Raw genomic sequence first — 22,647 nt, 5'->3', positions numbered from 1 at the left:
CATGCGGCTGGCGGCGGTGGCGCAACGGCGACGCAGCAGACTTAGGATCTGTGGCCCTTGATCGGGCTTGAGGGTTCGAATCCCTTCCGCCGCACATAAGCGACCTGCGAATCGAAGGCTCGATTCGCAGGTCGCTTGCATGAGGGCCTCAACCCAGCAGCTCCCGGATCACCGGTACCAGCGCCCTGAACGCCTTCCCCCGGTGGCTGATCGCGTTCTTCTCCTCCGGGGTCAGCTCCGCGCACGTGACCTCGTAGCCCTCCGGCTGGAGGATCGGGTCGTAGCCGAAGCCGTTCGTGCCCGCCGGGGTGTGGCGGAGGGTGCCCCTCAGCCGGCCCTCGACGACGCGCTCCGTGCCGTCGGGGAGGGCGAGGGCCGCCGCGCAGGCGAAGTGGGCGGCCCGGTGGGGGGCGTCGATGTCGCCGAGCTGGGCCAGGAGCAGGTCCAGGTTGGCGCGGTCGTTGCCGTGGGTGCCGGACCAGCGGGCCGAGAAGATGCCGGGGGCGCCGTTCAGGACGTCGACGCAGAGGCCGGAGTCGTCGGCGACGGCCGGCAGGCCGGTGGCCTGGGCGAGGGCGTGCGCCTTGAGCAGGGCGTTCTCGGCGAAGGTGACGCCGGTCTCCTTGACGTCGGGGATCTCCGGGTACGCGTCCGCGCCGACGAGCTCGTGGGTGAGGCCTGCGTCGGCGAGGATCGCGTGGAGTTCGGTGATCTTTCCGGCGTTGCGGGTGGCGAGGATCAGTCGGGTCATGGTCCCGATTATCCCGGGGTGCAGACCTTGCCGATCTCGGCGGCCGCGTCGGTGACCGGCTTGATGTCCGGGGTGGTGTCGCCGTTGTTGACGGCGGTCTTCACGGATTCGACGCCCTTGCTCAGGTCGTCGACGGCCTTGGACAGGTCCGCGTTGTCGGTCGTGTCCTGGAGCTTGCCGAGCTCCGTGGAGATCTCGTTCAGGGCCTCGTTGAGCTGCGTCGGGTCGTTGGAGGCGTTGGAGACGGCCTGCGAGAGCTTGTCGACGCTGGTGGCTATCGCGTCGGCGGTCGCGACACAGTCCATTGCCTTGTCGAGTGCTCCGCAGCCGACGAGGGTGGTGGTGAGTACGGCTGCCGAGGCGATGGCGAGTGCGAGACGGCGCTTCAAGACGGGTCCTCCCCGGGGGATGTGGATGCGGGCGTACGGTTCTGGCCGTACGCCCGTGTCCATGAAGACGCCGGCGGGCCCTACAGAGTTCCTTCGAGTGCCTTGCGCTGGATCTCGGCGAGTTCGGCGCAGCCGCCGGAGGCGAGGTCGAGGAGGGCGTTGAGCTCCTTGCGGTCGAAGGGCTCGGCCTCGGCGGTGCCCTGGACCTCGACGAATCGGCCGTCGCCGGTGCAGACGACGTTCATGTCGGTGTCGGCGCGGACGTCCTCCTCGTAGCGGAGGTCGAGGAGGGGGGTGCCGTCGACGATGCCGACGGAGACGGCGGCGACGGTGCCGGTGAGGGGCTTGCGGCCGGCTTTGACGAGCTTCTTGCCCTGTGCCCAGGCGACGGCGTCGGCGAGGGCGACGTACGCGCCGGTGATGGCGGCGGTGCGGGTGCCTCCGTCGGCCTGGAGGACGTCGCAGTCGAGGACGATGGTGTTCTCGCCGAGCGCCTTGTAGTCGATGACGGCGCGCAGCGAGCGGCCGATGAGGCGGGAGATCTCGTGGGTGCGGCCGCCGATCTTGCCGCGGACGGATTCGCGGTCGCCGCGGGTGTTGGTGGCGCGCGGGAGCATCGAGTACTCGCCGGTGACCCAGCCTTCGCCGCTGCCCTTGCGCCAGCGCGGGACGCCTTCGGTGACGGAGGCGGTGCAGAAGACCTTGGTGTCGCCGAAGGAGATGAGGACGGAGCCCTCTGCGTGCTTGCTCCATCCGCGTTCGATGGTGACGGGGCGGAGCTGTTCGGGGGTACGGCCGTCGATACGAGACATGGGTCGAGCGTAGCCGTACGCGCGAGGGGCCCGGTCCCCTGTCGGACCGGGCCCCCGTCGGTGTGAGTCCGGCGGGTCAGGTGCTCACATCATGTCTTCGATGTCGGCGGCGATGGGGTCGGCGTCGGTGCCGATGACGACCTGGATCGCGGTGCCCATCTTCACGACGCCGTGGGCGCCGGCGGCCTTGAGGGCGGCCTCGTCGACCTTGCTCGGGTCGATGACCTCGGTGCGCAGGCGGGTGATGCAGCCTTCGACCTCTTCGATGTTGTCGATGCCGCCGAGCCCGGCGACGATCTTCTCAGCCTTGCTGGCCATGTATTTCTCCCTGTCCGTTCCTGTTCGAAGAACGTGAGTCGAGGCGCACCGACGGTCCGCTTTGTCACGGTAACGCACGGTTGGCCCAACTTCGCGAGCGCGTGCCCTCGTTCTGTCGAATGATGACGATCACCGGCGACCTGCCCTCAGCGGGCTCCGGGAGCCTATCGCAACTGGTCTACACCAGTGTGCAACGCGAGTCGGGCCCGGCCTCTTCCGGGTCAGGGAGGACGCCGATGAGTACGGACAGCGCCGCCGGCGCGCCGGGGAAGTCGATGTGGGGCGGGCTCTTCCAGGGGCTGCAGAAGATGGGGCGCAGCCTCCAGCTCCCCATCGCCGTACTGCCGGCCGCCGGCATCATCAACCGTCTCGGGCAGCCGGACGTCTTCGGGGCGGACGGGCTCGGGTGGGACAACGTCGCCAAGGTGATGGCGGGTGCCGGTGGCGCCCTGCTCGACGGCAACCTCGGACTCCCCCTGCTGTTCTGCATCGGTGTCGCGATCGGGATGGCGAAGAAGGCGGACGGTTCGACCGCGCTCGCGGCCACGGTCGGTTTCCTCGTCTACTTCAACGTCCTGCGCCAGTTCCCCGAGACCTGCCCCGAGGGCACGGTGGACATCGAGGGAGGCTGCCTGGCGCCCGAGCAGGCGTTCAGCGGCTACACGTACCAGAATCCGGGCGTCTTCGGCGGCATCGTCATCGGTCTGCTGACGGCCTGGCTCTGGCAGCGCTACCACCGCAAGAAGCTCGTGGACTGGCTGGGCTTCTTCAACGGCCGCCGGCTCGTGCCGATCATCATGACCTTCGTCGCGATCGCGTTCGCGTCCCTGTGCCTGTGGGTCTGGCCGCCGATCGGCGACGCGCTGGAGAACTTCAGCGACTGGCTGGTGGGTCTGGGCGCCTGGGGTTCGGGCATCTTCGGTGTCGCCAACCGCGCGCTGCTGGTGATCGGTCTGCACCAGTTCCTGAACGTGCCCATCTGGTTCCAGTTCGGCACGTACACCAGGCCGGACGGCACGACGGTCCACGGCGACATCCCCATGTTCCTCGCGGGTGACCCGGAGGCCGGCCAGTTCCTGACGGGCTTCTTCCCGATCATGATGTTCGCCCTCCCCGCGGCGGCCCTCGCGATCACCCACTGCGCGAAGCCGCACCGGCGCAAGCAGGTGGGCGGCATGATGCTGTCGGTCGCGCTGACGTCGTTCGTCACCGGCATCACGGAGCCGATCGAGTACTCGTTCCTCTTCATCGCCCCGCTGCTGTACGCCATCCACGCCGTGCTCACGGGTGTATCGATGGCCGTGACCTGGGCGCTGGGGGTGAAGGACGGCTTCAGTTTCTCGGCGGGTCTGATCGACTACGTCATCAACTGGAACCTCGCGACCAAGCCGTGGCTGATCATTCCGATCGGTCTGGGCTTCGCGCTCGTCTACTACGCGATCTTCCGGTTCGCGATCACCAAGTTCAACCTCCCGACGCCGGGGCGCGAGCCGGACGAGGTGGAGGAGGAGATGGACAGGGACAGCACCAAGGCGTAGCGCGGTACGGGGCTTTCGTCCCGATCCGCACGGCGCAGGGCCCTCGGACCGCATGGTCCGGGGGCCCTTCGTCGTTCACGCCCAGCGATGGCCCGGGCACGGAGAATTCGCAGGTTCCTTATCTAAGTCTCACGTGCTAAAACTGGTCTACACCACTCATTGGTGTAGACCACGCGGTCCAGTCCACCGCGTTCCACGAGACGCCGCCGTCGCCCCCTTTTCATGTCCTCTGGCGGCGCCTTGCCTTACTGGAGGAAGTTGATGAGTACGGCCACCGCCCAGGCCGCCGCTCCCGCGAAGAAGCGCGGATCCGGCCTGTTCCAGGGCCTGCAGAAGGTCGGTCGCAGCCTGCAGCTGCCGATCGCCGTACTGCCGGCCGCGGGTATCTTGCTCCGTCTCGGGCAGCCCGACGTCTTCGGCAAGGACGGTCTCGGATGGGACAAGGTCGCCTCCGTGTTCGCCACGGCCGGTGACGCAGTCTTCTCGAACCTGCCCCTGCTGTTCTGCATAGGCGTGGCCATCGGCTTCGCCAAGAAGGCCGACGGCTCCACCGCCCTGGCCGCCCTCGTGGGCTTCCTGGTCTACAACAACGTCCTCAAGGCGTTCCCGGTCACCGAGGCCGTCGTCAACACCACCGCCAACAAGGGTGTCGACGTCGCCGCGACGTACAACAACCCGGGCGTGCTCGGCGGCATCCTGATGGGTCTGATCTCCGCCGTCCTGTGGCAGAAGTTCCACCGCACCAAGCTGGTCGACTGGCTCGGCTTCTTCAACGGCCGCCGTCTCGTCCCGATCATCATGGCCTTCGTCGGCACCCTCGTCGGTGTGGTCTTCGGCCTGGTCTGGGAGCCCATCGGCAACGGCATCTCCAGCTTCGGCGAGTGGATGACCGGCCTCGGCTCCGTCGGTGCCGGCCTCTTCGGCCTCATCAACCGCGCGCTGATCCCGGTCGGCATGCACCAGTTCGTGAACACGGTCTCCTGGTTCCAGATCGGTGACTTCACCAACGCCGCCGGCGAGGTCGTCCACGGTGACCTCAACCGCTTCTTCGCCGGTGACCCGAGCGCCGGAATCTTCATGTCGGGCTTCTTCCCGATCATGATGTTCGGCCTCCCGGCCGCCGCGATCGCCATCGCCCACGCCGCTCGCCCCGAGCGCCGCAAGGCCGTGATGGGCATGATGGTCTCGCTCGCGCTGACCTCCTTCGTCACCGGTATCACGGAGCCGATCGAGTTCACCTTCATGTTCATCGCGCCGGTCCTGTACGTGATCCACGCGGTCCTGACCGCCATCTCGATGGCCGTCACCTGGGCCTTCGGCGTCCACGCGGGCTTCACCTTCTCCGCCGGTGGCATCGACTACCTGCTGAACTGGAACCTCGCGACCAAGCCGTGGCTGATCATCCCGATCGGCCTCGTCTTCGCGGCGGTCTACTACGTGGTCTTCCGCTTCGCGATCACCAAGTTCAACCTCCCGACCCCGGGCCGCGAGCCCGAGGAGGAGCTCGAGGACCTCACCAAGGCGTGAGCCTCAGCCGTACGGCGGAAGGGCCCCGGAACCGACAGGTTCCGGGGCCCTTCCCGTACGTGTACGTCCTCAGACCTCGTAGACCGCGCCCGCGTACGCGAGCTCCGAAGGCCCGTCGTAGACCGCCCGCGCGTCCGCCAGGTTCTGCTCGCCGTCCGTCCACGGCGGGATGTGCGTCAGCACCAGCCGGCCCACCGAGGAGCGGGCCGCTTCCGCGCCGGCCTCGCGGCCGTTGAGGTGGAGCGCCGGGATGTCCTCCTTGCCGTGGGTGAAGGACGCCTCGCACAGGAACAGGTCCGCACCCTCCGCGAGTTGGTGCAGGGCCTCGCAGGCTCCCGTGTCACCCGAGTACGTGAGGGTCCGGCCGCCGTGCTCGATCCTGATGGCGTACGCCTCCACCGGGTGGCAGACCTTCTCCGTACGGACGGAGAAGGGGCCCAGCTCGAAGGAGTCGGACTTCAGCGTGCGGAAGTCGAAGACCTCGCTCATCGCCTTGTCCGAGGGGGTGTCGGCGTACGCCGTGGTCAGGCGCTGTTCGGCGCCCTCCGGGGCGAAGACCGGGAGCGCGTCGCAGCGGCCGCCCTCGTGGCGGTAGTAGCGGGCGACGAAGTAACCGCACATGTCGATGCAGTGGTCGGCGTGGAGGTGGCTGAGGAAGATGGCGTCGAGGTCGTACAGACCGATGTGGCGCTGCAGCTCGCCGAGGGCGCCGTTGCCCATGTCGAGGAGCAGCCGGAAGCCGTCGGCCTCTACGAGGTAGCTCGAACAGGCCGAGTCCGCGGACGGGAACGACCCGGAGCAGCCGACGACGGTGAGCTTCATGGAGCGTGAACCTCCGAGGGCGGAGAGCGGCGGGGGAGGTCTTGCGATGCGTCGAGCGTAAGGCGCGGCGCCCGCCGTCGCTCCTCCGCGGCGTCCCGTTGTGGGCGAACTCACGGGCTCTGTCACCGGTTCGGATGGACCTGGGGCGGGAGGGCGCGGGGTGCGGGCGGCCGGTAACGTCGTGCGGTATGGACGTGTCCTGGTGGCCGGCGCTCGTCGCCGTCGTATTGATCGCGCTGGTCGTGGCGGTGGCGGACGGCCGGAGGCGCTCGGCGCGGCGGCCCGGTGGCCGGACGCGCCCGCCGGCGCGGCCGCCCGTCCGGCCGAGCGCGCCGGGCAAGGCGCCCGCGCGGCTCCCCCGGGCGGGCGAGATCTGGTGGGCGGACGTGCCCTACGAGGACGGGCCCGGCTCGAAGGACCGGCCGTGTCTGGTGCTCTCGCTGCGGGGTGACAGCGCGCTCGTCGCCAAGATCACCAGCAAGTACCACGACGAGCGGCCCGGTGTGATCGCGCTGCCGCCGGGCACCGTGGGGGACGCGCGGGGGCGCCCGAGCTTCCTGGAGACGGACGAGCTGCGGGAGGTCCCGGTGTGGGAGTTCCGCCGCAGAGTGGGAACGGCGGACCCGGTCGTGTGGGACCAGGTCCGCCATCTGGCGTCCTGAGGACCGGGTCTCTCACGCCCCGCGGGGCCCAGGACCCGAGCGTTACGCCCAGAGCTGGCCCTGGACCGTCTCGATCGCCTCTTCCGTCGTCGCCGCCGTGTAGAGGCCCGTCGACAGGTACTTCCAGCCGCCGTCCGCCACCACGAAGGCGATGTCCGCGCTCTCCCCGGCCTTCAGCGCCTTCTGGCCGACGCCGATCGCCGCGTGGAGCGCCGCGCCCGTGGAGACGCCGGCGAAGATGCCCTCCTGCTGGAGGAGTTCCCGGGTGCGGGTGACCGCGTCGGCCGAGCCGACCGAGAAGCGGCTGGTGAGGACCGAGGCGTCGTACAGCTCGGGGACGAAGCCCTCGTCCAGGTTCCGCAGCCCGTACACCAGGTCGTCGTAGCGCGGTTCAGCGGCGACGATCTTGACGTCGGGCTTGTGCTCGCGCAGGTAGCGGCCGACGCCCATCAGGGTGCCGGTCGTGCCCAGGCCCGCCACGAAGTGGGTGACGGAGGGCAGGTCGGCGAGGATCTCCGGGCCGGTCGTGGCGTAGTGGGCGCCCGCGTTGTCCGGGTTGCCGTACTGGTAGAGCATCACCCACGAGGGGTTCTCGGCCGCGATCTCCTTGGCGACCCGTACGGCCGTGTTCGACCCGCCCGCCGCGGGGGACGAGATGATCTCCGCGCCCCACATGGCGAGCAGCTGGCGACGCTCCTCGCTGGTGTTCTCCGGCATGACGCAGACGATGCGGTAGCCCTTGAGCTTCGCCGCCATCGCCAGCGAGATCCCGGTGTTGCCGCTGGTCGGCTCCAGGATGGTGCAGCCGGGGGTGAGCCGGCCGTCCTTCTCGGCCTGCTCGATCATGTGGAGCGCGGGGCGGTCCTTGACCGAGCCGGTGGGGTTGCGGTCCTCCAGCTTGGCCCAGATGCGCACGTCGTCCGACGGGGAGAGCCGGGGCAGGCGGACCAGGGGCGTGTTGCCGACCGCCGCGAGCGGGGAGTCGTAGCGCATGTGGATCAGACCATGCCGCCGGCCACGGCCGGCAGGATCGTGACGTTGTCGCCGTCGGTCAGCTTGGTGGTGATGCCGTCGAGGAAGCGGACGTCCTCGTCGTTGAGGTAGACGTTGACGAAGCGGCGCAGCTGGCCGTTGTCCACGATGCGGGCCTCGATGCCAGCGTGGCGCGTCTCGAGGTCGGCGAAGAGCTCGGCGAGCGTCTCACCGCTGCCCTCAACGGCCTTCTCGCCGTCGGTGTAGGTGCGGAGGATGGTGGGGATGCGGACCTCGATGGCCATGGCGTGGGCTCCTGTTTCGGGAGTGGCGTGAAAGGCGCGCGGCTGTCGGCCCCCGCGCGGGGTGGTGCTCCTGGGGCGGCTGGTGCGCCTCCGCTCACATCGCGCTGGCGAGACGGCACAGGTCGACGTGCAGCCGCGCCACGAGCAGCGCGCTGCCCGGCGTCGTCACTTCGCTCACGTCGTGGGGAACCATGCGGTCATCGTATCGATTCCCGGTCCGGGTTCCGGAATGTGATCTCAGATGGCGGACACTTCGTGCTCGACTGGCGGACCGGGCAGGTAGAGGACGGTCGGGGTTCCGGTCCTCGGATGCGGGACGACCTCGGCTTCCACCCCGTAGACGGCCCTGAGCAGCTCGGGCGTGAGGACCTCGGCGGGTGTTCCCTCGGCGACGATCCGGCCGCCGTTCAGGACGTAGAGCCGGTCGCAGTAGAGGGCCGCGAGGTTGAGGTCGTGCAGGGCGAGGAGGTTGGTGGTGCCCAAGTCGCGGACGAGCCGGAGCACTTCGAGCTGGTAGCGGATGTCGAGGTGGTTGGTGGGCTCGTCGAGGACGAGGAGCTGCGGCTCCTGGACGAGGGCGCGGGCGACGAGGGCGCGCTGGCGTTCGCCGCCGGAGAGGGTGGGGTAGGGCCGGTCGGCGAGCCCGGCGATGCCGACCCGGGCGAGCGCTGCCCCGGCGAGCTCGCGGTCGGAGCCGGTGTCGCCTTCCCAGAACCGCTTGTGCGGGGAGCGGCCGAGGGCGACCAGTTCGCGGACGGTCAGCTCGAACTCGGTGGAGCCGTCCTGCGGGACGGTGGCGATCCGGCGGGCGCGTGCCTTGGGCCCGAAGCCCGCCAGGTCGTCGCCGTCGAGGAGGGCGCGGCCCGATGTGGGGGTGAGGGTGCCGTAGACGCAGCGCAGGAGGGTGGTCTTGCCGCTGCCGTTGGGGCCGACGAGTCCGACGGTCTCGCCGGGGCGGGCGGTGAGGTCGGCGTCGCGCAGCCGTGTCCCGTAGGAGAGTGCCTGGAGGCGCAGTTCGGTCATACCGGGCTTCCTTCCGCGCGGCGGCGCATGAGCCACAGGAAGAACGGGCCGCCGGTCAGGGCGGTGAGGACGCCGACGGGGATGTCCTGGGGCGCGGCGACGGTACGGGCGCCGAGGTCGGCCAGGATCAGGGCGAGTGCGCCGCCGAGCGCGGTGACCGGCAGGAGGCGGCGGTGCGGCGCGCCGACCACCATGCGGGCGGCGTGCGGGACCATCAGGCCGACGAAGCCGACGGCTCCGCTGACGGAGACCATGACGGCGGTGACGAGGGAGGCCAGGACGAAGACGGCGGCGCGGAAGCGGGTGGTGTCCAGGCCGAGGACGGTCGCGCCCTCCTCGCCGACGAGGAGCAGGTCGAGGGGGCGGGCGAGCAGGACCAGGGCGCCGGTGCCGAGGGCGACGACGGCGGCGGGCAGGGCGAGGGTGTCCCAGCGGGCACTGCCGAGGCCGCCGAGGGTCCAGAACGCCGCCTCCTGGAAGTGTTCGGGGCGGCCCCCGAGGACCAGGATCAGCGTGGTCAGCGCGGAGAGGATGTACGAGACGGCCACCCCGGCGAGCACGAGCCGGGCGCCCGTCATCGTGGAGCCGCGCCGGGCCAGGCCGTAGACGAGGACCAGGGCGAGCAGGGCGCCGGCGAAGGCGGCGGCCGGCATGGCGACGGTGGTGGTGGCCCCGCCGCCGATGCCGAGGACGAGCACGAGGACGGCGCCGGTGGACGCCCCGGAGGAGATCCCGAGCAGGAAGGGGTCGGCGAGGCGGTTGCGGACCAGGGCCTGGAGGACGGCGCCGACGACGGCGAGTCCGGCGCCGACGACGGCGCCGAGGAGCACGCGCGGCAGCCGGACGTCGAGCACGATCGTGCGGTACGGGGAGGGGGCGGCGCGGCCGGTGAGGATGTCGACGACCTGCCCCACGGGTATCCGCACGGACCCGAGGGCGACGCCCATGACGACGGCGCCGGCGAGGGCGGCGAGGAGCCCGGCGACGACGAGCCCGTACGGGAGGTGTCCCCGGGCGGGAGCGGCCGCGGCCTTCCCGGCCGCCTCCCCCGCCACGTCCGTCGCGTCCCCCTTCGCCGCCTCCGCGGCCTCCGCGGCCGCCTTCGCCGCGGCCGTCATCGGGTGGGGTGGAGCTGGGCGGAGAGCTTGTCGACGGCGGTGGGGACGCGGACGCCGAGGACCGCGTCCGAGAGCGGCAGGACGGCGAACCGCTTGTTCCTGATCGCCGGGACGTCCTTGAGGGCCGGGTCCTCCAGGAGGCGCTTCTTCTTCTGTTCGACGGTCGTCGAGCCGTAGTCGTAGATGACGATCACGTCGGGCTTGCGGGCGACGACCTGCTCCCAGGTGGCGTCGCCGAAGGCCTTGTCGAGGTCGGCGAAGACGTTGCGGCCGCCGGCCCGGGTGATCAGCTCGTTGCCGATGCCCTTGCCGCCCGCGGTGAACGCGGTCTTGTCGCCGCTGTCGTAGACGAAGACCGACACCGGGGCGACCCCGTCCAGCCGCTTCCCGGTCGCCGCGACGGTCTTCCTGGCGTCCGCGGTCCAGCGCGTGCCACGGTCGGGGACGCCGAAGGTCCGGGCCACCTCGTCGACCTCCTGGTAGAGGTCGGCGAGGGAGGAGGCGCCCGAGGGGCAGTACTCCATGTTCAGGCGGCTGTTGACGCCCGCCGCCTTCAGGTCGTCCCGGCTGCGCCCGGCCTTGGAGTCGAAGGCGCTGGCGTAACCGCCGTAGACGAAGTCGGGGTTCGCGGCGAGGAGCGCCTCCTTGGAGGGGTACTCCTTCGCGAGCACCGGCACCGCGTCGTACGCCTTCTTGTACGCGGGCAGGATCCGGTCGTCGAGGTAGGCCGTGCCTACGAGGGACTTCTCCAGGCCGAGGGCGAGCATGATCTCGGTGACGTGCTGGTTCATGGTGACGGCCCGCCGGGGCGGCGCCTGGTACGTCGTCTTCACACCGCAGTTGGCGACGGTGTACGGGAATCCGGGTGCGGCCTTCGCCGAGGGGCCGGCCTTCTCCGCGGGGGCCGCGCAGGCGGCGAGCAGCGGGACGAGGGCGGCGGCGGGCAGCAGGGTGCGACGGGACCGGGTCATGGGGAACGCCTCCTCCGGGGATTTCCACGTCCCCAGTCGGTGGTGAAGAGGCGGCAGGTCAGTTCCTGGCTCCCAGCGTCCGAAGTCGCTGGTCACAGTGGCGGGACCGTGCCGGATTCGCACCGGCTTCCTGGGTCCTGCCGCCCTGGTGTCGCGTCAGTCTCTCAGGCGTCGTACGCCTCGACGACCTTGACCTCCTCCTCGGTCACCACGCCCTCGACGATCGTGTAGGAGCGGAACTGGAAGGGGCCCGCCGCGTCGGTGTCGGCGGTGGAGACCAGGACGTAGTGCGCGCCGGGCTCGTTCGCGTACGTGATGTCGGTACGGGACGGGTAGGCCTCGGTGGCGGTGTGCGAGTGGTAGATGACCACGGGCTCCTCGTCCCGGTCGTCCATCTCGCGGTAGAGCTTGAGCAGGTCGGCGGAGTCGAACTCGTAGAAGGTGGGCGAGCGCGCGGCGTTCAGCATCGGGATGAACCGCTCGGGGCGGCCGCTGCCGACGGGGCCCGCGACCACGCCGCAGGCCTCGTCGGGGTGGTCCGCGCGGGAGTGTTCCACGATCTGGTCGTACAGGGCCCGGGTGATGGTCAGCATGTCGGACAGGATAAGCAAAGGGGCCGCCCCGTACCGAGGAGTGGTACGGGGCGGCCCGAATGCCGAGACGCGGCGGCTCAGGAGCGCTTGGGGTCGCTCAGGAGCGCTTGACGAAGGCCGCGCCCTCCGGGTTGCGCGCCTTCAGGACCAGGTAGGCCACGCCGAGGAGCAGGGCCCACGCCGGCGCGCAGTAGAGGGAGATCCGCGCGTCCTTGTCGATGCCCATCAGCACGATGACCATGCCGATGAAGGCGAGCGCGAAGAGGCTGCACCAGATGCCGCCCGGCGCCTTGAAGGACGACTGGGGCAGTTCGCCGCGGTCGGCCTTGAGGCGGAAGCGGACCTGGCAGACCAGGATCATGATCCAGGCCCACATGCCGGAGATGGTGGCGAAGGAGACGACGTAGTTGAAGGCGTCGCCCGGCCACTGGTAGTTGATCCAGACGCCGACCATCATCAGGCCTGCGGAGAAGGACGTGCCGACCAGCGGCAGACCGTTCTTGGTGAGCTTGGTGAAGAACTTCGGGCCCTGGCCGTTGAGCGCGAGGTCGCGCAGCATGCGGCCGGTGGAGTACATGCCCGAGTTGCAGGAGGAGAGCGCGGCGGTCAGGACGACGAAGTTCACGATCGCGGCGCCGACGCCGAGGCCCATCTTCTCGAAGGCCGCGACGAACGGGGAGACGCCCGGCTGGAAGTGGGTCCACGGGACGACCGACAGGATCATGATCAGGGCGCCGACGTAGAAGACTGCGATGCGCCACGGCACGGTGTTGATGGCCTTGGGCAGGACGGTCTTCGGGTCCTTGGACTCGCCCGCGGTCACACCGACCAGCTCGACGGCGAGGAAGGCGAACATGACCATCTGCAGGGTCATCAGGGTGGAGCCGATGCCCTTGGGGAAGAAGCCGCCCTCGGACCAGAGCAGGGTCATCGACGCGGTGTCACCGGCGTCGGAGAAGCCGATGGTGAGGATGCCGGCGCAGATCAGGATCATGCCGACGATCGCGGTGACCTTGACCATGGAGAACCAGAACTCGAGCTCGCCGAAGAGCTTGACGGAGATCAGGTTCGCGAGGAACAGGACGACCGTGAAGACCAACGCGAAGACCCACTGCGGCTGATTGAGGACGCCGTCGGTGTTCTTGGTCCAGTACTGCATGTACTCGGAGGCCGCGGTCACCTCGGTGATGCCGGTGACGACCCAGAAGAGCCAGTACGTCCAGCCGGTCACGAATCCCGCGAAGGGGCCGATGAACTCACGTGCGTACTCCGAGAAGGAGCCGGACACGGGCCGGTACATGAGGAGCTCGCCGAGCGCCCGCATGATGAAGAAGATGACGAGGCCCGCGATGGCGTACGCGAGGATCAGGCTGGGTCCCGCCTTGGAGATGCCCTTGCCCGCGCCGAGGAAGAGGCCGGTGCCGATGGCGCCGCCGATCGCGATCATCTGGATCTGACGGGCGCCTAGTGCCCGGTGATAACCCTCGCCGTCGGCGGAGTCCGCGGCCTCACTGCCGTCGTGCTGCTTGTCGACCTGCACTGAGGTCATGGTGGTGCGCCTTTCTCCATGCTGATCCGCGCCGACTCGCGTCTGGCTGCGGATCAGGTCCTGATCCCCCCGGATATGGATGGAGTGCTACCGGCGGTCAGCCGGTCAAAGCGCCCCCGGGAACAGGGGTGGCGTCCCCGGGTGGTCGTGAAGATTTATCACGGGGGAAACAGTGATCGAGGAAGGCGAATGTGGCGCACGCCACATGGAAAAGGGGATAAAAGCCACTCAAGAGGACCAGTAAGAACACTTTGGTGACGTATTCGTTATCCGGATTTGAGTGTCCGCTGAGCGAACCGCCCTCAGGCGCCGGGCATCAGCGTCTCGACGAGCGACTCCTGGAGCGCGCCCAGCCAGAGGTAGGCCATCACCATCGGCTTGCGCGGGTCGGAGTCGGGGAGCCGGTACAGGTCCCCGCTCTCGTCCTCGTCGGTGACCTCCAGACGCGTCCCGATGGTCAGCCGGAGGTCGTTGAGCGCGCCGAGCCAGGCCCGGGACTCGTCGACGGTCAGCTTGAGGACCGCCCCGCCGTCGTCGTCGGTGGGGGCGAGCGCGTCGAGGCTGCGGATCACCGCGTGGGCGTCCTGCCGCTTGCGGGAGCGCAGGTCCTTCTCGGTGAAGCGGCGGAAGTCGGCGGCTGCCGCCCGCAGCTCCTCGTCCTCGTCGCCGTACGCGTCGGGGAAGAGCCGCTTGAGCGCCGGGTCGCTGGGGGCCTCGCTCGGCCCCTCGGCGAAGAGCGCGGCCAGCGGGTCCTCGCCCTCCACGGGCTCGTCGCCCGGCCCGATCAGCTCCATGAGCTGCACGGCGAGGGAACGCAGGATGGAGATCTCGACCTCGTCGAGCGCGACGGCGGCACCGCCACCGGGCAGGACCTCGAAGTGTCCGGCCATCAGCCGCGGTCCTGGGTGAGGGTCGCCCACAGCCCGTAGCCGTGCATCGCCTGCACGTCCCGTTCCATCTCCTCGCGCGTTCCGCTGGAGACCACCGCGCGGCCCTTGTGGTGCACGTCGAGCATCAGCTTGTGTGCCTTGTCCTTGGAGTAACCGAAGTACGCCTGGAAGACGTAGGTCACATAGCTCATCAGATTGACCGGATCGTTGTGGACGAGAGTCACCCACGGCACGTCCGGCTCGACGACGGCGAAGGTCTCTTCGGCCGATTCCGTGCGTTCGATCTCAATAGGCGCGACGCTCACTTACCCCATGCTGCCACCTCAGGAGGGGGGTCGCACAAACGGGTCAGCCCGCGCGGCTAGAAATCGTCAGAGTGACGATTTCTGCGGTAGCATCGCTGACATGAACGCTGCGGACCTTGGGCTCCCGGTGGACGTGCCGTCGACCGCGCTCTTCACCGACCAGTACGAGCTGACCATGCTCCAGGCGGCCCTGAGGGCCGGCACCGCCGACCGGCGCTCCGTCTTCGAGGTCTTCACCCGGCGCCTGCCCGAGGGGCGGCGCTACGGAGTGGTGGCCGGCATCGGACGGGTCCTCGACGCCGTCGAGAACTTCCGCTTCGACGCGGACGTGCTCGGCTTCCTGCGGGAGCAGGACATCGTCGACGAGGCGACGCTCCAGTGGCTCGCCTCCTACCGCTTCTCGGGCGACATCTGGGGCTACCCCGAGGGCGAGGTGTACTTCCCCGGCTCCCCGATCCTGCGGGTCGAGGGATCCTTCGCGGAGTGCGTGCTCCTGGAGACCGTGGTCCTCTCGATCCTCAACCACGACTCGGCCATCGCGGCGGCCGCCTCCCGGATGTCGGGCGCGGCGGCCGGGCGGCGGCTGATCGAGATGGGCGCCCGGCGCACCCACGAGCTGGCGGCCGTCGCCTCGGCGCGCGCGGCGTACGTCGGCGGCTTCGACTCCACCTCGGACCTCGCGGCCGGCTTCCGCTACGGCATCCCGACCGTCGGCACCTCCGCGCACGCCTTCACCCTGCTGCACGACAGCGAGCGCGACGCGTTCCAGGCCCAGGTGGAGACGCTGGGCCGCGGGACGACGCTGCTCGTCGACACCTACGACGTCGCCGAGGCCGTCCGCACCGCCGTCGAGGTGGCGGGCACGGAGCTCGGAGCCGTACGGATCGACTCCGGGGACCTGCTGCTCGTGGCGCACCGGGTCCGGGCGCAGCTCGACGAGCTGGGCGCGACGAACACCAAGATCGTGGTCACCTCGGACCTGGACGAGTACGCCATCGCCTCGCTGGCGGCGGCGCCCGTGGACGCGTACGGGGTGGGCACCCAGCTGGTCACCGGCAGCGGCCACCCGACCTGCTCGATGGTCTACAAGCTGGTCGCCCGCGCCCGGTCGGCGGACCTGAAGGCGCCGCTGACGGCGGTGGCGAAGAAGTCGCTGGGAGGCAAGGCCTCGGTCGGCGGCCGCAAGTGGGCCGCGCGCCGGACGGACGCGGAGGGTGTCGCGGAGGCGGAGGTCATCGGCACCGGTCCGGTGCCGCCGGAGCTCGCCGACCGTCAGCTGCTGGTGGAGCTGGTCAAGGGGGGCGACGTGGTGGCCAGGGAGCCGCTGGAGGCGGCGAGGTCGCGGCACTTCGCGGCCCGGGCCGGGCTGCCGATGTCGGCGACCCAGCTGTCCCGGGGCGAGCCGGTCCTGCCGACCGAGTACGTGTAACACCCTGCGAGGCCCCCTCCCGAAGGAAGGGGGAAGTCTCTAGGCTCGTTGCCATTCCCCCTCACGACCGCTCCCGTTCCCCCCGCCGACCCGTCAAAGGACACCCGCCATGCACCGCGCATTGATCGTCGTGGACGTTCAGAACGACTTCTGCGAGGGCGGCAGCCTCGCGGTGACCGGCGGAGCGGACGTGGCCGCCGCCATCACCGACCTGGTCGGCGAGACGGCGGGCGCCGCGTACCAGCACGTGGTGGCCACCCGTGACCACCACGTCGCCCCGGGCGACCACTTCTCCGACACGCCCGACTACGTGACCTCCTGGCCGGTGCACTGCGTCGCCGGCACGGAGGGCGTGGGCTTCCACCCGAACTTCGCCCCTGCGGTCGCCTCCGGCGCGATCGACGCGGTCTTCGACAAGGGGGCGTACGAGGCGGCGTACAGCGGCTTCGAGGGGCGCGACGAGAACGGAACGACCCTCGCCGAGTGGCTGCGGGCGCACGACGTGGACGAGGTCGACGTCGTGGGCATCGCGACCGACCACTGCGTGCGGGCGACGGCCCTGGACTCGGCGCGGGAGGGGTTCCGTACGCAGGTCCTCCTCGACCTCACGGCGGGCGTCGCCAAGGAGACGACCGAGCGCGCTCTGGAGGAGCTGCGCGGCGCGGGCGTGGAGCTCACGGGCAAGCCGGTGGTCTAGGGACCTGCCCGTGGCTCGGGGCCCGGTCGTCTAGGAGGCCGTGGGCAGGGTCCGTATGGAGTGCCACAGCTCCTGGGTGGTGCCCGTCGCGGACCGCCACAGGAGGCCGTCCGGGTGGTGGAGGACGGCGGTGATCTCGTCGGGCGTCGGGGGCTCCGCGTTGCCGCGCAGGTAGACCGCCCGCAGGCCGAGGTTCCGCAGCCTGGTCAGGGCGCGGGCCCGGTTGGCGGCGTGGACCAGGAAGCGGACCGTGGCACCGTCGCCCGCGGGGCTCGGAAGCCCTATCGCGACGACCACGCTGCCGCCTGGCAACTTGCAGAAACCTCCACCGGGCATGCCGGAACCACTCCCCCTGTGAGCTTGCTGTCAATAAGAACTGGTCAGAGGCACCTAAACACGATCGGCCGCCGCCCGCTAGAGGGCGACGGCCGATCACGCTTTGACCTGCGACGATGCAGATTACTTCTGCGACGGACCCACCTGGACGGTGATCGTCTGGCCGTCCTTGGGCTCCTTGACGACCGCGATCTTGGTGTTGGTGTCAGTTACCTGGACACCGGCCCGCTCGGTCTGGGTGTACCAGTAGGTGCCCCGACGGTCGTCGAAGACCGGGTTGCCGGGCTGCGACTTCACCCACGCCGGCACGCCCGCCTTGTGCAGCCGGATCGCGTCGGTGCGGTAGGTGCCGAAGGTCGAGTCGTACGCCTGGACACGGTTGCGCATCAGGGTGCCGTCGGCGTTCTTCAGCGGCGTCGGGTGCGCGTCGACCGGGAGGATGAGGCCCTGGCCCGGGTGGACGGCCGTGTTGTTGTCCTTCTGCGAGGTGTCCCACAGCCAGACGAGCAGACCGTTCTGGTACGGGTAGTGCTCGACCCAGCTGGCCTTGTCACCCGTGAACCCGAAGTTGTACGGGCCGACCTTGAGGGTCTCGTCGTACGAGACGTACTGGCGGTTCTCCGCGAGGTAGTACTGCTCGTACTCCTTCGTGAAGCCCTTGCCGATCCGCGAGAAGCCCTTCGACACCCAGCCGTTGTCACCGTTCTCGGCGTTGTCCGAGAAGACGGTGGCACCGTCGGCGGTCACCGTGATGGCGTCGGCCGCGAAGCCCTTGCCGCCCGCGCCGCCGTCCGTCTGGTAGCGGAAGCGGAGGTCGAACTTCTTGCCCGCGTAGGCGTCCAGCGGGAAGACCAGCGGCTTGTACGCGCCGGAGACGTCGGTCAGCGCAGGGGCGCCGCTCGCGTCGCGCGGCAGCGCCTTGCCGTCGACCGTGCCGTCGAGGGCGGTCCAGTTGGCGCCGCCGTCCGTGGAGACCTCGGTGTAGAGGTAGTCGTAGTCCAGCTCGATGTCGTACCAGCCCTTGAGCTCAAGGGTGGCCTTCGACTTGCCGGTCAGGTCGACGGAGCGGGTCAGGGTGTTCTTGAGGTCGTCACCCATGTTGCTCCACCACTGCGTGGCGCCCTCGGCGGGCGCGACGACCTCGGTGGTGACCTTCTTCTTCGGCAGCTCGACGACGAGCGCCTGCGGGTTCTTGGTGTTGTACGCGGCCACGCCCAGCTTGTGGGTGGACTTCGTACCGCGCTGCTCGTTGCTCACCTTGGTGTAGTTGAGCCAGCCGAGCTGCAGCTTGTCCCAGGCGTTCATGTCGCCGGGCAGGTCGCCGATGGAGTCCTTGCCCCGGCCGAGCCAGGAGCCGGAGGACATCAGGGACCAGAAACCGGTCGAGTTCTCGGCGCCGGGGCGGCCGGAGGTGTCGTACAGGTCCGGGAGGCCGAGGTCGTGGCCGTACTCGTGGGCGAAGACGCCGAGGCCGCCGTTCTCGGGCTGCATGGTGTAGTCGCCGACCCAGATGCCGGTGCTGCCGACCTGCGTGCCGCCGGACTTGTTGTTCGCCGGGCCGGTCTTGCCCGCGTCCGTTCCGTACGCGTACCAGCGGTGGGCCCACAGGGCGTCGCCGCCCTGGGCGCCGCCGCCCGCGGACTCGTCCTCACCGGCGTGGACGATCTGGAAGTGGTCGATGTAGCCGTCGGCCTCGTTGAAGTTGCCGTCGCCGTCGAAGTCGTACCGGTCCCACTGGTCGTACTGGGCGATGTCGGCCTTGATCTGGGCGTCGGTGCGGCCCTTGGCCTTCTGGTCGGCGGTCCACGCGGTGACACCGTCGCGGACGGCGTCCCAGACGTTGGCGCAGTTGCTGTTGCCGCAGTAGTTCGAGCCGTAGCGGGCCTCGTTGTACTCGACCTTGACCCAGTCCGAGACGCCGCCCTCGACCGAGTACCGGCCCGAGGAGGTCTTCTCCATGTACGTCTTCAGGGACTGCTTCGGCTGGCCCTTCTTGTCCTTGCCGGTGCCGAAGTACAGGTCCTGGAAGTGCTGCTGGTTGTAGTCCTTCTGCCAGGCCGTCGAGTTGTCCTTCGAACGGTCCGGCTGGGCTATCTGGTTGTGCAGCGGGCCGGGCGTGCCGCCGAACTTCGGCTTCGGCTCGGCCGTGTCGTCGTCCGCGCGGTCGACGAGCGTGGTGTTGTCCACCTTGTCGCCGAACTCGACCAGGATCGTGAAGATCTTGTCGGTCTTCTCCCGGCCCAGCTCGACGTACTTCTTGCTGTCGAGCTTGACGACCTGGGAGCCTCCGCGGCGCTCGACCTTCGACTCGCCGCTCAGCACCTGCTCCAGGGCGGCCTTGCGCTGCTGCTCCTGCTGCTTGCTGTACGGGCCCTCGAGGTCGTGGTCGACCGCGGTCTTGTCCACGCCGGCGCCCTGCGCCGGGTCGTGGCGCTCGATGGAGGCGGGTGCGCCCGGCCCCTTGTCGTCGGCCCACGAGGTGGTGAAGGTCGAGGCGGTCGCGGCGGTGGCCGCGAGCGCCACGACGACTGCGGACGCTCTGATCGCCCGTCGTCTGTTGGTCACTTGATCTGTTCCTCCCCGGCGCCCTCGACCACGCGGACCGAAGGTGGGGTGTCCGTGGGCGGGGTCGCGCGTCACAAGTGACGACATTCGACCGGAGTTAAGAGAGAAAAGACAGACCTTGACTTGCACAGACCAACTGCACTATGTAGGAGTCGATTTCCGTTATCCGGACGTCCACCGGGCGCACCGAAAGGGGGCGTTGAGGAAATCGATGACTCCATGCGCCCCCCGTGCATCCGTACCGTGGGTTAGGTCACGCTTACTACCCGTTTCACTCGGGCATCCACCGTCGTAGAGTCGCTCGCGTGGGGGTCCTCCGGCGCCGGCCAGGGGGAGCGACCAGTCGATGCTTCGAGGGACGGTACCCGTCATGCCGCGTCCGAACGCCGCACAGCTCGCCTACGGTTCGGCCACCGTCGTCTTCTCGACCGTCGCCCTGCTGCTGCTGTCCCGCACCACGACCCCGCTGGGGATCGTGGTGATCAGCGCCGCCGGGCTGCTGCTCGGGCTGCTGGTCACGGTGACGATGCCGGCGCACCGCAGGGCACCCGTCCCCGTGACGCCCCTCCCCCGGAACGACGAGATCCGGGTGCCGGCCGTCCGCGTGGGCGCGGGGGCCGATACCCGGATCGGTTCGTGAAGCCGCTTCCGTAGCTACTGCGGGACCGTGACCACCACGGTCTTGGCGGCCTTGTCGTGCAGGCCCTGCTTGTAGGGCTTGTCGACCAGGATCAGGATGAGCAGCAGCAGCGGCCACAGGCAGGCGCAGCAGATCAGCGCGGGCAGCCAGAGCACGATGGCGCGGATCAGCGAGGCGCTCATCTGCGGTGTGGAGCCGTCGTTGAGCATCGCGACCCGCAGCTTCATCCACTTCTTGCCCAGGGTCTGGCCGGCCTTCGCCACCATCAGGGTGTCGTAGCCGACGAAGGCCACGATGGTGATGAGCTGGAAGACCAGGCCGGTGCCCGTGCTGGTGGCGGTGATGGTGTCACCGAAGTCGTCGCCGTCGGTCGCCCGGTCGTACACGTTGAACGGGATACCGATGATGGCCAGCGGAATGGCGACGATCAGCCAGTCGACGATCCGGGCGAGGATGCGCTTGCCGGAGTCGGCGAGCGGCGGCATCCCGGCCAGTGGGTCGGCGCCGCCGTAGCCGCCCGCGCCGCCGTAGGGCTGTGAGCCGTACGGCGGGGGCGGCGGCGGAGCGTTGTCGTACGGCGAACCGGGCGGCGGGCCCCCGGGAGGCGGACCCCCCGGCGGCGGTCCCTCGGGAGGGGGGCCGCCCGGCGGCGGGCCTTCGGGGGGAGGCGGTTCGCTCCCGTACGGGGAACCCGCCGACGGCGGCGTGGGCTCCTGCGGCTTCTTGAGGAACGGGTCGTCCTCGGGCGGCTGGCCGGGCGTCGGCTGGTCGTTGCTCATGGGGGCAGTGCATCCCGCGTGGCAGGCCCCCGCAAGGAATCGCCGCCCGTTCGAGGGACCGCCGTACGGGATCGCCGCCGGGCGTCGGGTCAGCCGGCCACGAAGGTGCGGGCCGCCTTGTCGTGCCAGCACTGCCGCCAGGGGCGGTCGAACAGACACCACAGGACGTTGAGGACGCCGAGGACGAGGAGCCCGAGGACGCTGTAGACGAGCCAGCGGCGCAGGGCCGCGCCGAACGTCGGCGGCTCGTGCGCCTCGATGTCCCGCACCTGGAGACCGCAGAGCTTCTTCCCGAGCGTACGGCCCCACTTGGCGGTGGGCAGCGCTTCGTACAGCACGCCGAGGACGAGGAGCGCGGCGAGCACGATCCCGAAGTTGAGGGAGGTGGTCCCGTCCAGGAGCCAGACCTGGACCGTGACTCCGGACTGCTTGGCCGCCTCGATCTTGGCGTCGATGTGGTCGAGCGCGGTCGTGACGAAGGGGAACGACACTCCGCCGACGAGCGCGCCGAGGACGAGGGTGTCGACGAGCCGGGCGGCGAGCCGCTTGCCGAGACCGGCGGGCCGGGCGGCGGCCTGGGCGCGGGCGGCCTGGAGGAACGGGTCCTCCACGGGCGGCTTCCAGGGGAGGACCGGCTGCTCCTGCTCGGCCTGCCGGGGCGCGGCCGGGGCGGCGGCGGCCGCGGGCTGCGCCAGCTGGTGGACCTGCTGGGGCCAGGAGGGGGCGCCGCCGCCGGCGCCCGTGGTGACGGGGGCGGGACCGGTGCCGGTGCCGGGCTGGGCGGCTTGGGCCGGGGCCTGGGGCTGGGGCTGGACGTGCGGCTGCGGCTGGGCCTGGGGCTGCGGCTGGCCGGGTACGTGTGGGAGCGGCGCGCCGCCGGTCTGAGGGGACCTCAGGGCCTGGGGGCCCTGCGGCCCGGCCACGTCCCGCGGGGCCTCGGCGGACCGATCGCTCCGCGCGCCCTGTTGGTGGCCGGACGCGCCCTGCGGAGGGAGCGCACGGATCGTCATCGTGCCCTCCGGCACGGGCGCCTGCGCCTCCGGCTTCGTCTGCCGTACGCCGGGCAGCGCGCCGCCCGTCGGGTCGGCGGCCGGCGCCGGGGTGACCGGCATCCCGCCCAGCCGGGCCTGGGGGCCGGACGGCTTCGGCTGGGGCTCCGCGGTCCGGGCGGCGGCCATGCGGGGGTCCTGCGCCATGGACGGTCCGCCCGCGGCGGGCTCCGCCTCCGGCGCGCCCCAGGAGACCTTCTGGTCCCGGTCGCCGCCGAAGCCGGTCTGCCGCGAGACGTCCGCCTGCCAGGCCGAGGCCGGTTCGGGCCCGGGCGCCGGTTCGGCGGCCGGTTCCTCGTCGAGGAAGACGGGTCCCGTCTCCTCCACGGCGGGCACGGGCGCCGGCGAGGAGACGGCGGGCGCGGGCGAGGGGTTCGGGGCCAGGGCCGGCCCGGCGGGCATCGCCGAGGCCGGGGCGGCCGGCGGGAGCTCGCCCTCCTGGGGAGCGGGCCGGCTCGTTCCGGGCACCCAGGCGCCCCCGTTCCAGTACCGGATGTATCCGGGAATGGAAGGGTCCGGGTAGTACCCGGCCTGCGGTACCTCCCCGCCGGCTCCAGGAGGAGTAGCCACTGCCCCGACTCCGTTCCGTGACGACGCTTCTACGGTG

Annotated in this window: 25 protein-coding genes, 1 tRNA gene and 1 riboswitch; of the genes, 7 read left to right on the top strand and 19 right to left on the bottom strand. The window is 70.2% G+C overall.

Annotated features, from left to right (window positions below; all coding sequences use genetic code 11):
• Positions 1 to 10: 10 nt before the first annotated feature.
• Positions 11 to 94: transfer RNA gene (locus tag M5362_RS23250), tRNA-Leu, on the top strand.
• A gap of 54 nt (positions 95 to 148) precedes the next feature.
• On the opposite strand, the gene rdgB is transcribed toward M5362_RS23250, so the two are convergent.
• The 4 genes from rdgB to M5362_RS23230 form a co-directional block, all read right to left on the bottom strand.
• Complete coding sequence (gene rdgB / locus M5362_RS23245) at positions 149 to 751, bottom strand: RdgB/HAM1 family non-canonical purine NTP pyrophosphatase (RefSeq protein ID WP_260229650.1); 603 nt, start codon at positions 749 to 751, stop codon at positions 149 to 151.
• Positions 752 to 759: 8 nt separating this feature from the next.
• Positions 760 to 1,140: a hypothetical protein gene (locus tag M5362_RS23240; protein ID WP_260229649.1), complete on the bottom strand. Its 381-nt coding sequence runs from the start codon at positions 1,138 to 1,140 to the stop codon at positions 760 to 762.
• An 80-nt stretch (positions 1,141 to 1,220) separates the two neighbouring features.
• Positions 1,221 to 1,952 carry a ribonuclease PH gene (gene rph / locus M5362_RS23235; protein WP_260229648.1) on the bottom strand — a complete coding sequence of 244 codons (732 nt, stop codon included), beginning with the start codon at positions 1,950 to 1,952 and terminating at the stop codon, positions 1,221 to 1,223.
• An 84-nt stretch (positions 1,953 to 2,036) separates the two neighbouring features.
• Positions 2,037 to 2,270, bottom strand: a complete 234-nt coding sequence (locus M5362_RS23230) for a glucose PTS transporter subunit EIIB (RefSeq protein WP_019886687.1) — start codon at positions 2,268 to 2,270, stop codon at positions 2,037 to 2,039.
• Between the two features lie 236 nt (positions 2,271 to 2,506).
• Between M5362_RS23230 and M5362_RS23225 the strand changes: the two genes are divergently transcribed.
• Entirely contained in the window at positions 2,507 to 3,808 is a 1,302-nt protein-coding gene (locus tag M5362_RS23225; protein ID WP_260229647.1) for a PTS transporter subunit EIIC, read from the top strand.
• Between the two features lie 261 nt (positions 3,809 to 4,069).
• A complete protein-coding gene (locus M5362_RS23220) occupies positions 4,070 to 5,335 on the top strand; it encodes a PTS transporter subunit EIIC (protein ID WP_260229646.1) in 1,266 nt (421 codons plus the stop codon).
• Positions 5,336 to 5,404: 69 nt separating this feature from the next.
• On the opposite strand, the gene M5362_RS23215 is transcribed toward M5362_RS23220, so the two are convergent.
• A complete protein-coding gene (locus tag M5362_RS23215) occupies positions 5,405 to 6,157 on the bottom strand; it encodes an MBL fold metallo-hydrolase (RefSeq protein WP_260229645.1) in 753 nt (250 codons plus the stop codon).
• A gap of 188 nt (positions 6,158 to 6,345) precedes the next feature.
• Between M5362_RS23215 and M5362_RS23210 the strand changes: the two genes are divergently transcribed.
• The gene (locus tag M5362_RS23210) at positions 6,346 to 6,819 is read left to right on the top strand and encodes a type II toxin-antitoxin system PemK/MazF family toxin (protein WP_260229644.1); all 474 of its coding nucleotides are present in this window, start codon (positions 6,346 to 6,348) and stop codon (positions 6,817 to 6,819) included.
• Positions 6,820 to 6,861: 42 nt separating this feature from the next.
• On the opposite strand, the gene M5362_RS23205 is transcribed toward M5362_RS23210, so the two are convergent.
• The 10 genes from M5362_RS23205 to clpS all read right to left on the bottom strand — a co-directional run bounded on the left by M5362_RS23205 (position 6,862) and on the right by clpS (position 14,545).
• Entirely contained in the window at positions 6,862 to 7,812 is a 951-nt protein-coding gene (locus M5362_RS23205) for a PLP-dependent cysteine synthase family protein (RefSeq protein WP_260229643.1), read from the bottom strand.
• Positions 7,813 to 7,817: 5 nt separating this feature from the next.
• Positions 7,818 to 8,096 (bottom strand): MoaD/ThiS family protein, encoded by a 279-nt coding sequence (locus M5362_RS23200; RefSeq protein ID WP_260229642.1) that lies wholly within the window; start codon positions 8,094 to 8,096, stop codon positions 7,818 to 7,820.
• A gap of 94 nt (positions 8,097 to 8,190) precedes the next feature.
• A complete protein-coding gene (locus tag M5362_RS33335) occupies positions 8,191 to 8,289 on the bottom strand; it encodes a putative leader peptide (protein WP_374214509.1) in 99 nt (32 codons plus the stop codon).
• A 44-nt stretch (positions 8,290 to 8,333) separates the two neighbouring features.
• Complete coding sequence (locus tag M5362_RS23195; RefSeq protein WP_260229641.1) at positions 8,334 to 9,119, bottom strand: ABC transporter ATP-binding protein; 786 nt, start codon at positions 9,117 to 9,119, stop codon at positions 8,334 to 8,336.
• Positions 9,116 to 10,237: an iron ABC transporter permease gene (locus tag M5362_RS23190; RefSeq protein WP_260229640.1), complete on the bottom strand. Its 1,122-nt coding sequence runs from the start codon at positions 10,235 to 10,237 to the stop codon at positions 9,116 to 9,118. Before M5362_RS23190 ends, M5362_RS23195 begins: the two co-directional genes overlap by 4 nt.
• Positions 10,234 to 11,208 carry an ABC transporter substrate-binding protein gene (locus M5362_RS23185; protein WP_260229639.1) on the bottom strand — a complete coding sequence of 325 codons (975 nt, stop codon included), beginning with the start codon at positions 11,206 to 11,208 and terminating at the stop codon, positions 10,234 to 10,236. Before M5362_RS23185 ends, M5362_RS23190 begins: the two co-directional genes overlap by 4 nt.
• Before the next feature lie 34 nt (positions 11,209 to 11,242).
• Positions 11,243 to 11,368: riboswitch (cobalamin riboswitch) on the bottom strand.
• 4 nt (positions 11,369 to 11,372) lie between these two features.
• Complete coding sequence (locus M5362_RS23180) at positions 11,373 to 11,801, bottom strand: M67 family metallopeptidase (protein ID WP_260229638.1); 429 nt, start codon at positions 11,799 to 11,801, stop codon at positions 11,373 to 11,375.
• A 97-nt stretch (positions 11,802 to 11,898) separates the two neighbouring features.
• A complete protein-coding gene (locus M5362_RS23175; protein ID WP_260229637.1) occupies positions 11,899 to 13,350 on the bottom strand; it encodes an amino acid permease in 1,452 nt (483 codons plus the stop codon).
• Between the two features lie 302 nt (positions 13,351 to 13,652).
• Complete coding sequence (locus tag M5362_RS23170; protein ID WP_260229636.1) at positions 13,653 to 14,240, bottom strand: DUF2017 domain-containing protein; 588 nt, start codon at positions 14,238 to 14,240, stop codon at positions 13,653 to 13,655.
• Entirely contained in the window at positions 14,240 to 14,545 is a 306-nt protein-coding gene (gene clpS / locus M5362_RS23165; RefSeq protein WP_260229635.1) for an ATP-dependent Clp protease adapter ClpS, read from the bottom strand. Before clpS ends, M5362_RS23170 begins: the two co-directional genes overlap by 1 nt.
• Positions 14,546 to 14,645: 100 nt before the next feature.
• Between clpS and M5362_RS23160 the strand changes: the two genes are divergently transcribed.
• Together M5362_RS23160 and M5362_RS23155 are read left to right on the top strand one after the other, a co-directional pair.
• Entirely contained in the window at positions 14,646 to 15,974 is a 1,329-nt protein-coding gene (locus tag M5362_RS23160) for a nicotinate phosphoribosyltransferase (RefSeq protein WP_260229634.1), read from the top strand.
• Between the two features lie 109 nt (positions 15,975 to 16,083).
• Positions 16,084 to 16,671 (top strand): isochorismatase family protein, encoded by a 588-nt coding sequence (locus tag M5362_RS23155; RefSeq protein WP_260229633.1) that lies wholly within the window; start codon positions 16,084 to 16,086, stop codon positions 16,669 to 16,671.
• Between the two features lie 30 nt (positions 16,672 to 16,701).
• On the opposite strand, the gene M5362_RS23150 is transcribed toward M5362_RS23155, so the two are convergent.
• Positions 16,702 to 17,007 carry a hypothetical protein gene (locus M5362_RS23150; protein ID WP_260229632.1) on the bottom strand — a complete coding sequence of 102 codons (306 nt, stop codon included), beginning with the start codon at positions 17,005 to 17,007 and terminating at the stop codon, positions 16,702 to 16,704.
• 123 nt (positions 17,008 to 17,130) lie between these two features.
• A complete protein-coding gene (locus M5362_RS23145) occupies positions 17,131 to 19,572 on the bottom strand; it encodes an immune inhibitor A (protein ID WP_260229631.1) in 2,442 nt (813 codons plus the stop codon).
• A gap of 370 nt (positions 19,573 to 19,942) precedes the next feature.
• Between M5362_RS23145 and M5362_RS23140 the strand changes: the two genes are divergently transcribed.
• Entirely contained in the window at positions 19,943 to 20,212 is a 270-nt protein-coding gene (locus M5362_RS23140) for a hypothetical protein (RefSeq protein ID WP_260229630.1), read from the top strand.
• A 14-nt stretch (positions 20,213 to 20,226) separates the two neighbouring features.
• Here M5362_RS23140 and M5362_RS23135 read toward each other — a convergent pair whose 3' ends face one another.
• Positions 20,227 to 20,991 carry an RDD family protein gene (locus tag M5362_RS23135; RefSeq protein ID WP_260229629.1) on the bottom strand — a complete coding sequence of 255 codons (765 nt, stop codon included), beginning with the start codon at positions 20,989 to 20,991 and terminating at the stop codon, positions 20,227 to 20,229.
• An 89-nt stretch (positions 20,992 to 21,080) separates the two neighbouring features.
• Positions 21,081 to 22,610 (bottom strand): RDD family protein, encoded by a 1,530-nt coding sequence (locus M5362_RS23130; RefSeq protein WP_260229628.1) that lies wholly within the window; start codon positions 22,608 to 22,610, stop codon positions 21,081 to 21,083.
• Between the last annotated feature and the right edge of the window lie 37 nt (positions 22,611 to 22,647).

Origin of the sequence: Streptomyces sp. Je 1-79, assembly GCF_025195125.1 — a bacterium.
Lineage (GTDB): Bacteria > Actinomycetota > Actinomycetes > Streptomycetales > Streptomycetaceae > Streptomyces.
This window is presented reverse-complemented; position numbering and strand designations above follow the sequence as displayed.

Bases quoted from the DNA above. Each gene is read 5' to 3' on its own strand.
- rdgB (WP_260229650.1), bottom strand. From the start codon at position 751: ATGACCCGACTGATCCTCGCCACCCGCAACGCCGGAAAGATCACCGAA.
- rph (WP_260229648.1), bottom strand. From the start codon at position 1,952: ATGTCTCGTATCGACGGCCGTACCCCCGAACAGCTCCGCCCCGTCACC.
- M5362_RS23230 (WP_019886687.1), bottom strand. From the start codon at position 2,270: ATGGCCAGCAAGGCTGAGAAGATCGTCGCCGGGCTCGGCGGCATCGAC.
- M5362_RS23225 (WP_260229647.1), top strand. From the start codon at position 2,507: ATGAGTACGGACAGCGCCGCCGGCGCGCCGGGGAAGTCGATGTGGGGC.
- M5362_RS23220 (WP_260229646.1), top strand. From the start codon at position 4,070: ATGAGTACGGCCACCGCCCAGGCCGCCGCTCCCGCGAAGAAGCGCGGA.
- M5362_RS23215 (WP_260229645.1), bottom strand. From the start codon at position 6,157: ATGAAGCTCACCGTCGTCGGCTGCTCCGGGTCGTTCCCGTCCGCGGAC.
- M5362_RS23210 (WP_260229644.1), top strand. From the start codon at position 6,346: ATGGACGTGTCCTGGTGGCCGGCGCTCGTCGCCGTCGTATTGATCGCG.
- M5362_RS23205 (WP_260229643.1), bottom strand. From the start codon at position 7,812: ATGCGCTACGACTCCCCGCTCGCGGCGGTCGGCAACACGCCCCTGGTC.
- M5362_RS23200 (WP_260229642.1), bottom strand. From the start codon at position 8,096: ATGGCCATCGAGGTCCGCATCCCCACCATCCTCCGCACCTACACCGAC.
- M5362_RS33335 (WP_374214509.1), bottom strand. From the start codon at position 8,289: ATGGTTCCCCACGACGTGAGCGAAGTGACGACGCCGGGCAGCGCGCTG.
- M5362_RS23195 (WP_260229641.1), bottom strand. From the start codon at position 9,119: ATGACCGAACTGCGCCTCCAGGCACTCTCCTACGGGACACGGCTGCGC.
- M5362_RS23190 (WP_260229640.1), bottom strand. From the start codon at position 10,237: ATGACGGCCGCGGCGAAGGCGGCCGCGGAGGCCGCGGAGGCGGCGAAG.
- M5362_RS23185 (WP_260229639.1), bottom strand. From the start codon at position 11,208: ATGACCCGGTCCCGTCGCACCCTGCTGCCCGCCGCCGCCCTCGTCCCG.
- M5362_RS23180 (WP_260229638.1), bottom strand. From the start codon at position 11,801: ATGCTGACCATCACCCGGGCCCTGTACGACCAGATCGTGGAACACTCC.
- M5362_RS23175 (WP_260229637.1), bottom strand. From the start codon at position 13,350: ATGACCTCAGTGCAGGTCGACAAGCAGCACGACGGCAGTGAGGCCGCG.
- M5362_RS23170 (WP_260229636.1), bottom strand. From the start codon at position 14,240: ATGGCCGGACACTTCGAGGTCCTGCCCGGTGGCGGTGCCGCCGTCGCG.
- M5362_RS23160 (WP_260229634.1), top strand. From the start codon at position 14,646: ATGAACGCTGCGGACCTTGGGCTCCCGGTGGACGTGCCGTCGACCGCG.
- M5362_RS23155 (WP_260229633.1), top strand. From the start codon at position 16,084: ATGCACCGCGCATTGATCGTCGTGGACGTTCAGAACGACTTCTGCGAG.
- M5362_RS23150 (WP_260229632.1), bottom strand. From the start codon at position 17,007: ATGCCCGGTGGAGGTTTCTGCAAGTTGCCAGGCGGCAGCGTGGTCGTC.
- M5362_RS23140 (WP_260229630.1), top strand. From the start codon at position 19,943: ATGCCGCGTCCGAACGCCGCACAGCTCGCCTACGGTTCGGCCACCGTC.
- M5362_RS23135 (WP_260229629.1), bottom strand. From the start codon at position 20,991: ATGAGCAACGACCAGCCGACGCCCGGCCAGCCGCCCGAGGACGACCCG.